This is a genomic window from Lactobacillus delbrueckii subsp. bulgaricus (assembly GCF_046938665.1).
GTDB classification, from domain to species: Bacteria; Bacillota; Bacilli; order Lactobacillales; family Lactobacillaceae; genus Lactobacillus; species Lactobacillus delbrueckii_C.
Map to the genome: position 1 here is coordinate 146,471 of NZ_JBKZCD010000003.1, position 12,502 is coordinate 158,972.

The 12,502-nt window shown below is 44.8% G+C and carries 16 protein-coding genes; 4 read left to right on the forward strand and 12 right to left on the reverse strand.

Annotated features, from left to right (window positions below):
* Positions 1-16: 16 nt before the first annotated feature.
* The 9 genes from ACLUXO_RS03400 to ACLUXO_RS03440 form a co-directional block, all read right to left on the reverse strand.
* Positions 17-391: a hypothetical protein gene (locus ACLUXO_RS03400; RefSeq protein ID WP_412136312.1), complete on the reverse strand. Its 375-nt coding sequence runs from the start codon at positions 389-391 to the stop codon at positions 17-19.
* A gap of 12 nt (positions 392-403) precedes the next feature.
* Complete coding sequence (locus ACLUXO_RS03405; RefSeq protein WP_412136313.1) at positions 404-751, reverse strand: hypothetical protein; 348 nt, start codon at positions 749-751, stop codon at positions 404-406.
* Positions 752-758: 7 nt separating this feature from the next.
* A complete protein-coding gene (locus tag ACLUXO_RS03410) occupies positions 759-1,046 on the reverse strand; it encodes a bacteriocin immunity protein (protein WP_412136314.1) in 288 nt (95 codons plus the stop codon).
* An 84-nt stretch (positions 1,047-1,130) separates the two neighbouring features.
* The gene (locus tag ACLUXO_RS03415) at positions 1,131-1,622 is read right to left on the reverse strand and encodes a thioredoxin domain-containing protein (protein ID WP_412136315.1); all 492 of its coding nucleotides are present in this window, start codon (positions 1,620-1,622) and stop codon (positions 1,131-1,133) included.
* Between the two features lie 56 nt (positions 1,623-1,678).
* Entirely contained in the window at positions 1,679-1,888 is a 210-nt protein-coding gene (locus ACLUXO_RS03420; protein ID WP_412136316.1) for a leucocin A/sakacin P family class II bacteriocin, read from the reverse strand.
* 88 nt (positions 1,889-1,976) lie between these two features.
* Positions 1,977-4,151 (reverse strand): peptide cleavage/export ABC transporter, encoded by a 2,175-nt coding sequence (locus ACLUXO_RS03425; RefSeq protein ID WP_412136381.1) that lies wholly within the window; start codon positions 4,149-4,151, stop codon positions 1,977-1,979.
* Between the two features lie 6 nt (positions 4,152-4,157).
* Positions 4,158-4,958, reverse strand: coding sequence for a LytR/AlgR family response regulator transcription factor (locus tag ACLUXO_RS03430; RefSeq protein ID WP_412136317.1), 801 nt, complete (start codon positions 4,956-4,958; stop codon positions 4,158-4,160).
* Positions 4,951-6,282 (reverse strand): GHKL domain-containing protein, encoded by a 1,332-nt coding sequence (locus tag ACLUXO_RS03435; protein WP_412136318.1) that lies wholly within the window; start codon positions 6,280-6,282, stop codon positions 4,951-4,953. Before ACLUXO_RS03435 ends, ACLUXO_RS03430 begins: the two co-directional genes overlap by 8 nt.
* A complete protein-coding gene (locus ACLUXO_RS03440; RefSeq protein ID WP_171031053.1) occupies positions 6,269-6,442 on the reverse strand; it encodes a ComC/BlpC family leader-containing pheromone/bacteriocin in 174 nt (57 codons plus the stop codon). The genes ACLUXO_RS03435 and ACLUXO_RS03440 overlap by 14 nt, the downstream gene beginning before the upstream one ends.
* Positions 6,443-6,623: 181 nt before the next feature.
* Between ACLUXO_RS03440 and ACLUXO_RS03445 the strand changes: the two genes are divergently transcribed.
* Positions 6,624-7,394 carry an NUDIX hydrolase gene (locus ACLUXO_RS03445; protein WP_412136319.1) on the forward strand — a complete coding sequence of 257 codons (771 nt, stop codon included), beginning with the start codon at positions 6,624-6,626 and terminating at the stop codon, positions 7,392-7,394.
* 96 nt (positions 7,395-7,490) lie between these two features.
* Positions 7,491-7,757, forward strand: coding sequence for a DUF1294 domain-containing protein (locus tag ACLUXO_RS03450; protein WP_412136320.1), 267 nt, complete (start codon positions 7,491-7,493; stop codon positions 7,755-7,757).
* Here the strand turns inward: ACLUXO_RS03450 and ACLUXO_RS03455 are convergent.
* A complete protein-coding gene (locus ACLUXO_RS03455; protein WP_412136321.1) occupies positions 7,750-8,607 on the reverse strand; it encodes a hypothetical protein in 858 nt (285 codons plus the stop codon). The genes ACLUXO_RS03450 and ACLUXO_RS03455 overlap by 8 nt on opposite strands.
* A gap of 250 nt (positions 8,608-8,857) precedes the next feature.
* Between ACLUXO_RS03455 and ACLUXO_RS03460 the strand changes: the two genes are divergently transcribed.
* Both ACLUXO_RS03460 and ACLUXO_RS03465 read left to right on the forward strand, forming a co-directional pair.
* On the forward strand, positions 8,858-9,412 hold the full coding sequence (locus tag ACLUXO_RS03460) for a cysteine hydrolase family protein (protein ID WP_412136322.1): 555 nt from the start codon (positions 8,858-8,860) through the stop codon (positions 9,410-9,412).
* A 68-nt stretch (positions 9,413-9,480) separates the two neighbouring features.
* A complete protein-coding gene (locus ACLUXO_RS03465) occupies positions 9,481-10,917 on the forward strand; it encodes a nicotinate phosphoribosyltransferase (RefSeq protein ID WP_412136323.1) in 1,437 nt (478 codons plus the stop codon).
* A 75-nt stretch (positions 10,918-10,992) separates the two neighbouring features.
* Here the strand turns inward: ACLUXO_RS03465 and mscL are convergent, their stop codons facing one another.
* Positions 10,993-11,469, reverse strand: a complete 477-nt coding sequence (mscL, locus tag ACLUXO_RS03470) for a large conductance mechanosensitive channel protein MscL (RefSeq protein ID WP_270447207.1) — start codon at positions 11,467-11,469, stop codon at positions 10,993-10,995.
* 84 nt (positions 11,470-11,553) lie between these two features.
* Positions 11,554-12,381 (reverse strand): Cof-type HAD-IIB family hydrolase, encoded by an 828-nt coding sequence (locus ACLUXO_RS03475; protein ID WP_412136324.1) that lies wholly within the window; start codon positions 12,379-12,381, stop codon positions 11,554-11,556.
* Positions 12,382-12,502 lie beyond the last annotated feature (121 nt).

Consider the following 12,502-nt stretch of genomic DNA (forward strand, 5'->3'; position numbering starts at 1 on the left):
GTTCACCTAGTTTCAATCAAATATCTAGTGCTTCTAATTCACGTTTAAAGCGTACACCAAGCGGATAGACTTCAGGAACAGCATACATGCCAATCCAATTTACGATATAAACCGTTGGTGCGGTTTCATCTGGTTCTATGCTAATCTGACTAGCAATCTTGTGGAATCCATGTTGAAAATCATTGACAGTCAGTTTTCGCGGATCATCTGCCGTAGATATTAGTTCCTTGCTCTTTTTAATGAGCTCATCTTTAACCGCCGGATCCATAATATCAAAGATCTGTAAGTACAGACTTAGTGAAATCGGAGTATCTAGGCCATCATCACAATACAAGGCAATTTCTTCCATTGCCTTTTTCAGCATTTTCATTTCTTCAACATTTTCATCCATTGGAATCTCCTGCTAGAAGTTCATGGCTATTGGGTAGACTCTTGGAAAAAGATGCTGACCAATCCAAGTTACTATATAAATCGTCTGTTCTGCTTCATCCGGTGCATCACTAATTTGACTGGCAATCTTGTGAAATTCATGTTGAAAGTCCTCAACAGTCAGTTCCATTGGATCATCTGCTCCAAGGGCAATTTCAGCCGTCTTTTTTATCAACTTGTCTTCCACGCTGGCATCCCTAATTCCTAATCTGAGTAGAAACAAGCTTAGGGAAACTGGATTTTCAGGATTGTCCTTAAGGAAATCAGCTATCTCAAAAGCTGATTTCCTCAACATGGTCAATTCTTCGAGATTTTTGTTCATGGATTGACTACTTCAGCACTACGCCATTAGCACCAACTGCAGAGTAGCGGGCCAAGTCCAGTTGCAAGTTAGTAACGGCCTTTGGCAGTTCGTTTTCAGCGAAGTTGGACCGCAATTGGGTGTCCAAGTTAGACGCGATTGAGCGGATTGATTCTGACTTTTCAGCCTTTTTAACAGCCGCTTCAATCAGCTTGCTTAAAGCCGCGTTTGCCTTGACTGCCGGGTCATTTGCGACAGTTTCCAATTGCTTCTTAAATGCTTCTTCTGCTTCGTTTTCTTTCTTGTTAAAAAACATCGTACAGCCTCCTATAAATGAAAAATCAAACAATGTTTTTTCGCTTACATTCTAGCACTGTTTGTAATTAGTGGAAAAGGAAAATTACTGGTTATTTTTTAAAAAGCTATATAATTCACTAGCACTCTTTCCACCACCAACCCAAGCATTAGCAACGTCACCATCATTAATACGCATAACTGTTGGCGTTCCGGGAATCTGCAACACATCAAAAGCATAAGAGTCGTTCTTTGAACTAGCACTTACATCAAGATAATACAGCTTATGCTTTATGAGCTTACTGAAATCCTTCAACACTGGTGAGTATTGTCTGCAATAATAGCACGTTGGTCTGCCGATATATAAGTATCTGTCTTTTCCATCTTTCTTAGTAAATAAATGATCTACTTTCTTCGCATTAATCTTCTTGAAGTGTTTGACGTTCAATAGATACTCATTAACGCTGATAGTTTGTTCAACCAAAGGAGCATCCGAAGTAGAATCACTATAATTAGTCGCAGCGTAGATAGGACTTGATGTAAAAATCAATGTGCTAAGTACTGCTATAATACCTAAAAATAATTTTCTTAATTTCAAAATATCATCCTCATTTTCAATTTAAAAGGAAAGGCTAATGCCTTTCCTTTCGTTAATTAGCAACGCCCAATAGTTGCCTTACCACCAGTGGCATATGCTGCACCCATACGATTTGCGATACAATACCAAGCCTTGCTCCAATCAGTTCTGCAGTGGTATCTGTTGCATGAAACACCATTTCCATAGTAGTGGTACTTGCCACCGCTCTTACTGCCGCCGATCACATCTTTTAAATCTATTTCGGTCAACGTTTCAAATTTTTCCATATTTTTTACCTCCTAGCAATTAGCTTACAGTCCATAGATTAACTGTTTTATCACGTAAATGTTGCTACCGAACCAATCTTGCTAACTATCAGACTAATTCCGTAGAGGCCTCTACAAGGCTATGGTAACTTCCTTTCTTGTCAAATAGCTCTTTGCTAGATCCACTTTCAACAATTTTGCCGTGATCTAACACAAAAATTCTGTCAACTTTTTGAGCTATTTTCATCTGATGTGCGATAAAGATTATTGTTTGATCACCTTTTATGAGATTCTCTACAACTTTTTCTTCAGTGATAGGATCCAATCCACTTGTTACCTCATCTAAAATAAGAACCTCAGCACGTGAAAGTAGCGCCCGTGCTATAGAAAGTCTTTGCTTTTGTCCTCCCGAGAGAATCGTCGCACCTTCATCTAACACTTCATCAAATTTTGCTGGTAATTTTTCTACATCACCCAAAATCTCGGCTTTCTTACAAGCATCCCTAATCTCTTGTTCTGAAACATCCCGATTAACGCCCAAAAGCAAATTCTCTTTTATGGTGCCAGAAAAAATATATGGATCTTGTGGAATATATCTAACAAAAGAACGAAGTGTTCGCTTGCTGATTCTTGCAAGATCGGCTTTCCCTAGTAGAATTTTTCCTTCAGTAGGTGAAATAAAGTTAACCAGTAATTTTGCCAAAGTAGATTTTCCTGACCCGCTTCTGCCGACTAGCGCTATCTTCTCGCCCGTATTAATCTTCAAACTGATGTCTTCCAATATTTTGTGGCTAAAATCATACTGGTAATCGACATTTTTTAAAGTGAATTCTCCTTGAAGCACAGCTGTATCGACATATTTCTCCTCACTAAGAGCAAACTCACTTGGAATAACCATAACCTCATTTAAACGTTTCTGAGACACTCCAGCGGCTTGCAAAGAAGGCTGCAAATTGACTATGTTTTGTAAAGGGTCTACGAAATATGAAAGAAGTGAATTATATGTTATCAATTGCCCTATCGTCATTTCTTTGTCAATAATCATTTTCGACCCAACAACCAATACTACAATACTTAAAAATAGGCGAAGGAAGCTCTTTATTGCACTTTGCACGGCTTCTGCTTTAACATAATCCAAAGACTTACTAAGATAATCTTGAAATTGTGCTTCTATTCTCTTATACTGCATCCCCTCGCCTGTCACCGACTTGATCGTAACTATCCCTCGTAGCGCCTCAATAATCATTGAATTGAGCTTTGAATTACTCTCCATCTGTTCATTATCAAGTGTTCTAAACTTCGCTGTAAACGCCAAAATTGTGATTGCGAATAACGGCGTAAGTAATAAAACTATCTTGTATAAAGACGGGCTTTGTATGCTTAAAGTTACCCCCATTGTTATTACAGTCGCAACATCTATGCACAAAGATACTGCAACATTTGCTAGCGCATCTGTTATATGGTTAACATCCGAAAATCTAGAGGTTATCTCACCGATCTTTCGAGTTTCAAAAAAGTTGACAGGTAATTCAAACACATGATTGAGATATTGCAAACTAATCTTTTTAATAAGGTGCTGTCCTAATATATTCACCAAAATATCTTGAAAATAGCCTAAAACAGAGTTAACAGCGTATGCTATGCAAAGTCCTACAGCTATCAATTGAATCAAATGATAGTCTTGTTGCGGTATGTAGCTATCTATTAGGCCTTGAAAAAAATACGAACTACCAATATTTATTATGGTCAATAGAAAAGCAGCTAGTGTAATCGATAATACCAGCCGCTTTTGTCTGAGTACGAGCTTGAAAGTTGAAAAGATATTGGTCCGCTTCTCATGAATTGCTTTAAAATTTCGAGACTTTGAGAGAAAAATTGCTATGCCTGTCCACTCATTGAAAAATATCTCCTTTGAAATTCTCTGAATCCCAACCTTAGGATCTGGATCAGCAATAACAATATAATTCGGTAAATTCTTCAAGACAATGCAGTAATGTAAAAGGGAATTATTCTTCACCATATGAACGATAAAAGGAAAATGTAATTCGTCAGTATCGAACATAGTTTCATCAGCCTTAACCGCATGTGTCAGTAATCCTAACTGTTCAGCGGCTCTGACTATCCCTAAAGCTGATGTTCCTTCCAAAGTCGTTTTTGCTAGATATCGTAATTTAGCTAAAGAAACTACAGCTCCATATTTCTTTAACACCATAGCGAGACACGCAATTCCACAATCTTTTTCATCAATTTGCGGAACATAGATACGATTATATTTCATGTACATCATAAATCAGTTATTCTTTTCCTCAAGAAACTTTTCTCCAAGTGCTGCGATCTGCTTCTTCTTATCTCTCGAGAAGTAAACTATATCTCCGTTTGGAAAAGTTACGTATCTTTTAGCCAAATCTACGCTAACAACATTATCCGGATTGATTACGCATGACTGTGAAACTTTTAGCAAAAAATCATTTTCTTCATCCAGCTTAGAAATGTTGTTCTTAAATTCGCTGTCACCATTTGCCGCTACTAAATGAACTTTGTGTTGCATCGTGCTGTTTTCGATATAGTAAATTTCAGAAGCGCTGACTCTTTGTAAATGCCGGCCGCACTTGTAACTAAAATACTGATGGTTTACGTGACTTAAAAGGTCCAGATTATCAAAGGCTGCTTGTAGAGTTTCCTTTAGCCGTTGCATAAAGGCGGCTGAGGGCAGTTCCTTGTTGATGTAATCAATTGCGCCAATTCGCCGACGATAGGTCAATGGGGCGTATTTATCATACGCTGTCACAAAGATTATCTGCGCGTTGGGATCACGACTTCGAACAAACTCAGCCAAGTCAACGCCTGTCTTAATCCCCTTGTTCAATTCAATGTCTAAAAAATAAAGTACATTAGTCGCTTCGTTAGCTACCAAATAGCCAGCTACCTCTTCAAAACTGTTGGCAACCAATGCTAATTCCACCTTGCTCTGCCGGTAATTTTCGTTGTCATCTGACAAATTCTCGCTGGCATAAACTATCCTTTGAGCAAGGCTTTCAGCCAAAGACGCATCGTCATCACACACAATAACCTTATATTCCAACTTACTCATCCTCTTCTTGATCAATCGTTAAGTAAAGGTCAAACCAACCATCCGAAACATTGTATGAGATATCTAATTCTGAATACTTTTGCTCGATATCTTGCAAATTTGCCAACCCCAGCCCTTGATGTCCTGTTTTCGTTGTAAAACCTTTAGTCGCTAGATTTGTATGCTGTCTTTTACCCTGAACGACCTTGTTTCGGATTTCAAACTCTAGACTATCTGTTGTTTCTTGGTAAAGCATCGCCTGTATCTCTGGATGACCATTTCTTTCTGAAAGAGATTGACTCTCCTCTAATGCATTGTCAAAGGCAATCCCAATTACTCTAACTAAATCGAGTTCATCAACATTGCCTGGTATTGACGCAATTGTCTGTCGACATTCAAAATCATAAGGAATGCCCGCTTGATATACGGCATTCAGCTTCGTGATAATGAGGCTCTTAAGAGTTTTAACTTGAATATGGTTTGTATCTTTGTACTTAAGAAGAGCCTGGGAATCGAGATTTTCAGCAGAATAGCGTTCCAATTTATCTAATAGCTCGTGAACATTCCCTTCAGCTGCACTGACTTTCAGCGAATTCAGCAGATTCCGGTAATCATGCCTAAATGCCCGAAGATTATCTTCACTTTGTTCAAGGTAATTGGCATATTCCTCCAGCTCTTTTTGCTTTTGCTGCTGTAATTGGGCTTTAAAACGTGCATCCTCTGCCCTTCGCAAAGCATAATAAACGATCCAGCTAAAAGCTGCTTGCCCAATTGACAGGTAAGAATAAACAATAACAGAGGGTTTGGCCTCATCAAGAAAAATATTGATCAAATTAACTACCATCAATGAGCAGAATGAATACGCTAATAAACTCCAAAATATTTTTCGGCACTGGTCTTCCAATCTTTGCAGTAGCCATTGTCGAAAATGCTTAATCAACAAAATACATAGAGGATAGTAAACAATAGACAGCCCCAATGTGCAGAGACTAAGCATTAATTCGCTGATATTTGGAATTCTTTGTAAGAAGACAATAATCAAATCATACAAAAAATCTATTAGCAACCCCACCATAAAGGCGCCTGAAACCTTGACTAAGCCATATTTTCGATAGTACCAAGTGAATAGTATCAATTCCACTACACTAGCTGCGTTTGTTTCCCATCTCCCTTGCATGGCCATTAAGATTGCTAGTATACATAGTCCGAAAGAAAATATTCGATCGCGATAACCAGTCAGCTTAATTTCTGCTAAATGGTAACCAACATATATATCAAACACAACCGAAATAGCAGCTGACAAAACACCAGCGATCAATTCAACATATAGCTTAATTTCTTCCATGGCGCTTGTGATGCAATAAACGGAAAATCAAGGAAGCTTCACTATTTTTCACTTGAGTAGCACCGCCAATATAAATGCCAAATCCTGCAATACTTCCCCCAACAATCTGTTCCAATTCTTCATCTGTCAGTGTTTCAACTTTATGCAAGTTATTATCCATAATTTTCTTTCCTTTCATGAAAAATCAATCATTTTTATCCTAACAAATTTTAACTCAAACGTGAAAAAGAGACGGATTATGTCAAAATTCAGACTGATTTTTCATTCCTCTTCCACATCCAGCTAATCCTCCCGGCAATGATATAATTATAATAGTAATAAAACTGAAAGGAGCCGTTTTGATGCCTGAATTAGAAAAGATAGTCGAACGCCCCTTGATCACCATCACCAACCTGATCTGGAGCTTTAACAAGGAAACCCACCGGGTTCAGCTGCTTTTAGTCAAGCGCAAGGATGAGCCTTTCGCGGACCGCTGGGCCCTGCCGGAAACCCTCCTTCGGGAAAATGAAAGTGCTGACCAAGCTGCCGTGCGCTTGATCAAAGAAAAAATCGGCCTTGACCTGCCGGAATCTTCCACCGAGCAGCTGGCCACCTTTACCTCCCCCCACCGGACGCCCGGCGAGCGGGCCCTGGCCCTAACCTACATGACCTACCTGCCCGCCATGCCAAACCTGCGGCCCGGCTACGGAGCCAGCGATGTTGCCTGGTTTGCCTTTGAAAACTTCGGCCACAAGTATGAGCTTTTTTCCGCTGACAAGGACCTGACCTTTGAATTGGCGGAAAATTCCCACGCCCTGGCCTTTGACCATGACGAAATCATCGCCGTGGCCATCCAGCGCATCCGCAACAAACTGGACTACCAGCCCAGCATCCTGCAGATCCTTGGCCCCGAATTCACCCTCCGCGAAGCCCGCGAGGTTTACGCCCCCTTCTTCCAGACCACAGTCGATGAGATCGATAACTCCAACTTCCGCAAGACCCATGGCTCCCTCTTTACCGAGCTGGGCGTGCAGAAGAATTACCACAAGAGCGGACGGCCGCCAAAGCTCTATTGCCTTAAGGAAACGCAAAGCAATATCCTCTGGAGCAAGGCTAACGACAAGCAAGGCTAAAACTGCCTTGCTTTTCTTTTGCAAAAAACCACCCTGCTCAAGCAGGGTGGCCTGTAATTCTATTAAAAACTAACTAGGAAATAACCAGGAGATGACATGATCAACTTTTGGCAAAGCAGCCTGCTGCTTATCAACTTAATCGCCTTTGCCCTCTACGGCATCGACAAGGCTAAAGCCCGGATGCACGCCTGGCGCATCCCCGAACGGCTGCTGCTTACCTGCGGCCTGCTGGCCCCTGCCGGGTCTATCCTGGGCATGCTTGTCTTTCACCACAAGGTCCGCAAGTCCTACTTCTATTTGGCAGTCTTTACCGGCTTTATCCTCTGGGCCGCGATTGCTTACCTTATTCTCAGCTTTAGTTAAGGCTCTTGAGCATCTTAAAGGCGGTCTCCGTGCTGTGGGCCTTGAGCTGGTAAACGCTGGATCCTTTGACCCAGGTGATCACCGTGTTCAAAGAACCCAGGCTTTCGCCAACATCAACCTGCACGCTGGACTTCGCCGCCGTATCCGGCAGACCATATTGCTGGTAGAGCGCCAGCAGCTTTTGCGCCGTTGGCAGCGGCTTTTGCCCCTGGACATTGCTTGCCCGGACGACAAAGGACCACTGGCCCTGGTTGAACTGCAGATAAGTCGACCCAGCCGCCCCTTCTTCTGTCCCAGTCACATTGCCGGCAATCTTAATCGCCGGCAGGCCGGTCTTGGGCTCTTGGTAATTAATCAAGCTTCTGGCGTCAGCCACATTCTTGTTTTCCGTTAAAACAGCATATGGCTTTTCACTGGCAATCCGGCTGTCATTTAAGGCCAGCGGGCTATTTCCGACGCTGTAATAAACAACATTCTGGCTGCTTGAGCTGGTGTAGCGGATATTCAAGTTGCTGCTGCCCTGGCCTAGGCCGTCAGCCGCGGGCAAAAGCATCCCCGGCAGCTTGGCCCTTAATTGACTAGTTAAGGTCCCTATCCGGTTTGCATCTGCCCTTTGGCTGCTGGAAGCCGCGGACTTAGAGCTGGCCTGGCTTGAGGAGGATTTTGCCGAACTAACGGCAGAACTGGCCGCGGATTTAGCCGCCGACTTAGAGCTGGCCTTACTTTCCGCCTTCTTCTCGCTCTTAGCCTGGCTGGATTGACTGGACTGACTATTGCTTTGACCCGCGCAACCGGCAAGCAAGCTGGCCGCCAGCAGAAGCAGGGCCAAATTTTTCCTGTTCTTCTTCATTTTTTACACTCTTTCTTTATCAATAATTATCCTGCTTTCCACCCCTAATTATAGATCTTGCCAGATCTTTTATAAAGAAAGTTCCGTTTTTGTTGGTAAAAAATCGCTTAATTTACCTTCTTTGTCTGAAAAAACTTGCAAAATAATCCTTTCTGGAGTAAAGTTTACGTCAAGCGAGTAAAAGTTTATTTTACTTTTTATTTTTATCCCGTTTTAGGTAAGTTATACTTTTAACAAAAAGAGAGAAAAGATGGAAAAAGAAGCACTCTTGATCATTGACTATACCAATGACTTCGTAGATGACAAAGGCGCCTTGACCTGCGGGGCACCGGCCCAGGCCTTGGCTGGCCAGATCGTCAGCTTGGCCGACCAGTTTTTGGCCGCCGGCAAGTGGGTTATCCTGCCAACCGACAAGCACTTTAAGGGCAACCCCTACCACCCGGAAACCAAGCTCTTCCCGCCCCACAACCTGCCAAATACTTGGGGCCGGGAGTTCTACGGACCCCTGCAAACTTGGTATAATAAACATCAAGACGACGAGCACGTCCTTGTCTTGGACAAGTCACGCTACTCTGCCTTCTGCGCTACCGGCCTGGACCTCTTCTTGCGTGAACGCAAGGTCAGCCGGGTTCACCTGGCCGGGGTCTGCACGGACATCTGCGTCCTGCACACCGCCATGGACGCCTACAACCATGGCTATAACATCACGGTGCACGAAAAGGCAGTTGCCGCTTTAAACGACGCGGGACAGGAATGGGCACTGAACCACTTCAAGTCCTGCCTGGGCGCTGAAGTCGTCGACTAACCTTTACCGTTTAAGTTTTTATTTTTACTTTTAACAGTTATATTTTTGAGAAAGCAGATTTTTACACTATGTCTTTATCACACGCGTTAATTACTGACCTGTACGAATTCTCAATGGCTAACGGCTACTTTGAAACCCTGCCAAGAGATACCGAAGCCGTCTTCGACGTCTTTTACCGGACTGTTCCAGACAACGGCAGCTTCGTCGTCTCCGCCGGCCTGGAACAAGTCGTTGAACAACTGCGGGGCTTCCACTACACCAAGGAAGACATCGACTACCTGAAGTCCCTCAAGCTCTTCAGCGCTGAATTCATTTCCTACCTGGAAACCATGACCTTCGACTGCGTCGTATACGCGATTCCAGAAGGCACCCCGGTCTTCCCGCGGGTGCCAATCCTGACGGTCAAGGGGCCTTTGATTCAATGTCAATTGCTGGAAACCTTCGTCCTTAACCTGATCAACCACCAGTCCCTGATCGCTACCAAGTCCCGCCGGATCAACCTGGCCGCGGCTGGCCGGCCAGTCATGGAATTCGGTGCCCGCCGGGCCCAAGGTCCGGACGCTTCCGTTCTGGGCGCCAGAGCTGCCGTTATCGGCGGCTGCGGGTCAACCAGTAACGTCTTGTCAGCAGCTAAGTACAACATCCCGGTTGCCGGCACCATGGCCCACGCCTGGGTTCAAAGCTACCCAACCGAACTTGAAGCCTTTGAAAGGTGGGCGGAAGTCTACCCGGACAACGCCCTGCTTTTGGTCGACACTTACGACGTCTTAACTAGCGGCGTACCTAACGCCATCAAGGTCTTCAAGGAGCTCCGCGCCAAGGGCCACAAGAAGTTCGGCATCCGGATCGACTCCGGCGACATCGCCAAATTGTCCCGCAAGGCCCGCAAGATGATGGACGACGCCGGCTTCCCGGAAGCAACCATCACTGCATCCAACGCCTTGAACGAAAACGTCATCCACTCCCTTCTCCAAGAAGGCGCGCCGCTTGATAGCTTCGGCGTTGGTGAACAATTGATCACCAGCTCCAGCTCACCGGTTCTGAGCGGGGTCTTCAAGCTGGCCGCTTTGAAGATTGGCGACGGGGAATGGCAGCCAAAGATCAAGCTGTCCAACTCCAAGGAAAAGGTCACCCTGCCTGGTGAAAAGAAGGCTTACCGCCTCTACCACAAGGGGACCAAGAACGCCTTCGCGGACGTCATCGCCCTGGCTGATGAAAGCTTGCCAGAAGAATTCGTTGGCATTAACATGGACCCGATGATGCTTGAAACTGAAGCCAACTTGAAGGACTTCGATGCCGTCCTCTTGACCCAGGTCGTTGTCGGCCCAAAGGCCAAGTCCATCGAAACCGACACCTTCAAGATCCAAAAGCATATGTACGAAAAGCTGGCTGAACTGCCAGAAGAAACCCAAAGACTACTTAACCCGGACCGCTACCCGGTCTACCTGACCCCTGCCCTGGCTGACCTGCAGGCCAAGATGATCAAGGACCACAAGCTTAAGTAAGTCACCGCTTTAATTGCATAAGCAAAAAACGAAGTTGCTCAAGTAGAGCAGCTTCGTTTTCTTTTGCCGGCTATTTTATTGTTCAGCCAGTTTTTCTTCCAATTGTGACGTACACATCGGGCAGCGGCTGGCTTCGATATCGATCTCGCTCTTGCAGTAAGGGCAGACCTTGGTCGTTGCTTCTTCTTCAACCTCTTCTTCCTTCTTGATCAAGGACCCGGCCCGGTTGAAGGCCTTGACGATCAAGAACAGGACAAAGGCCATCATCAAGAAGTTGATGACCGCGGTCAAGAACTTCCCATAAGCCAGAGTCACCCCGGCAAATTTCAGTGAGAACTGGTCAAAATTCATCCCACCGACCAGACCTAAAAGCGGACTGATGATGTCGCTGACCAGGGACTTGACGATGGTGGTGAAGGCACCGCCGATGATGATACCGACGGCCATGTCCATCACGTTGCCCTTAGAGATGAAGGCCTTGAACTCCCCGAAGAAGCCCTTAGTGGATTCGACAGCCTGCTGGCCGTCTGGCAGATTAATTCGCTTTGGCATAGGATACTCCCAAACATAATTTAGTACTTATATGAATTAGCGAATCAATTATATCATTTTAAGGAAAAATTAACAAGTTTTTTCTTACTCATAATCTGGCAAAACCCAGCGGCCGATCGCTTCCGCTACCGCCCCCTGGTCAAAGGTCTTCTCCGTAATCTTATCGCAGTCAGCCCGCATTTCCGGGCTGACATTGGCTACCCCGACACCGGTGCCGGCCGCCTTGATCATGGCCAGGTCGTTGAAGCTGTCCCCGATCGCCATGGTCTCATCCAGCTGATAGCCCAGCTCCTGGCACAGTTTCTTCAGGCCTGTCCCCTTGTTCACCTCGGGCGGGTTAAACTCCAGGTAGCGGTTGGATGAAAAGCTCATCTCACTGACTTTTTCAAAATCCGCCAGGTCTGCCCGCAATTTTTTCAAGCGGGGAAAATCAGTGTCGACGTAAAGAATCTTGGCAAAACGGGCTCCGCTGGCCCGCAAGGCCGTCAAGTCCCCACCTGGCAAAGCCGCGAAGTCGGCCCGGCCTTGGCAAAAATCGATCTCTTCTTGCGTAAGCTGGTAGCCGTAAACCTGGTCCTCAGTGTAGATATGCATCCCCAGACCTAATTCCTGCCCCCGCTTGAAGATTTCCTCAACCAGGTCCCCGTCCATCCCGGTAAAGGAGATCAGGCGCGGCCCCTTGTTTTCAAAAACCGCCCCGCCGTTGTAACAAATCGTGTACTGGCCGGTCTGGTCCGCCTGGCCCAGTTCTTCTAGCGTCTGCCTTAAAGAGTAAAAGCCGCGCCCTGTAGCGGGCACGAATTTGATGCCCAGTTCCTGGCATTTTTTAATAGCCCGCAGATTTTCCTCTACTACCCGGCTGCCCGGCCCCAGCAAGGTCTCATCTAAGTCGCTGGCAATCAGTTTGATCATTATTTTTCCTCCTTGCTCATCATTTTTCTATCACTATGATAGCGTTTTTAGGAGCAAAAAGAAAAGAAAACAAAAATGAAAAAGAAAAAGAAAATGGAAAGAAAAATAAAAAAGCTGCCTT

Coding starts and splice junctions, on each gene's coding strand:
- ACLUXO_RS03475 (WP_412136324.1), bottom strand. CDS start 12,381: ATGATCAAACTGATTGCCAGCGACTTAGATGAGACCTTGCTGGGGCCG.
- mscL (WP_270447207.1), bottom strand. CDS start 11,469: ATGCCAAAGCGAATTAATCTGCCAGACGGCCAGCAGGCTGTCGAATCC.
- ACLUXO_RS03430 (WP_412136317.1), bottom strand. CDS start 4,958: ATGAGTAAGTTGGAATATAAGGTTATTGTGTGTGATGACGATGCGTCT.
- ACLUXO_RS03410 (WP_412136314.1), bottom strand. CDS start 1,046: ATGTTTTTTAACAAGAAAGAAAACGAAGCAGAAGAAGCATTTAAGAAG.
- ACLUXO_RS03420 (WP_412136316.1), bottom strand. CDS start 1,888: ATGGAAAAATTTGAAACGTTGACCGAAATAGATTTAAAAGATGTGATC.
- ACLUXO_RS03450 (WP_412136320.1), top strand. CDS start 7,491: ATGATCAACTTTTGGCAAAGCAGCCTGCTGCTTATCAACTTAATCGCC.
- ACLUXO_RS03465 (WP_412136323.1), top strand. CDS start 9,481: ATGTCTTTATCACACGCGTTAATTACTGACCTGTACGAATTCTCAATG.
- ACLUXO_RS03455 (WP_412136321.1), bottom strand. CDS start 8,607: ATGAAGAAGAACAGGAAAAATTTGGCCCTGCTTCTGCTGGCGGCCAGC.
- ACLUXO_RS03425 (WP_412136381.1), bottom strand. CDS start 4,151: ATGTACATGAAATATAATCGTATCTATGTTCCGCAAATTGATGAAAAA.
- ACLUXO_RS03445 (WP_412136319.1), top strand. CDS start 6,624: ATGCCTGAATTAGAAAAGATAGTCGAACGCCCCTTGATCACCATCACC.
- ACLUXO_RS03460 (WP_412136322.1), top strand. CDS start 8,858: ATGGAAAAAGAAGCACTCTTGATCATTGACTATACCAATGACTTCGTA.
- ACLUXO_RS03405 (WP_412136313.1), bottom strand. CDS start 751: ATGAACAAAAATCTCGAAGAATTGACCATGTTGAGGAAATCAGCTTTT.
- ACLUXO_RS03440 (WP_171031053.1), bottom strand. CDS start 6,442: ATGGATAATAACTTGCATAAAGTTGAAACACTGACAGATGAAGAATTG.
- ACLUXO_RS03400 (WP_412136312.1), bottom strand. CDS start 391: ATGGATGAAAATGTTGAAGAAATGAAAATGCTGAAAAAGGCAATGGAA.
- ACLUXO_RS03435 (WP_412136318.1), bottom strand. CDS start 6,282: ATGGAAGAAATTAAGCTATATGTTGAATTGATCGCTGGTGTTTTGTCA.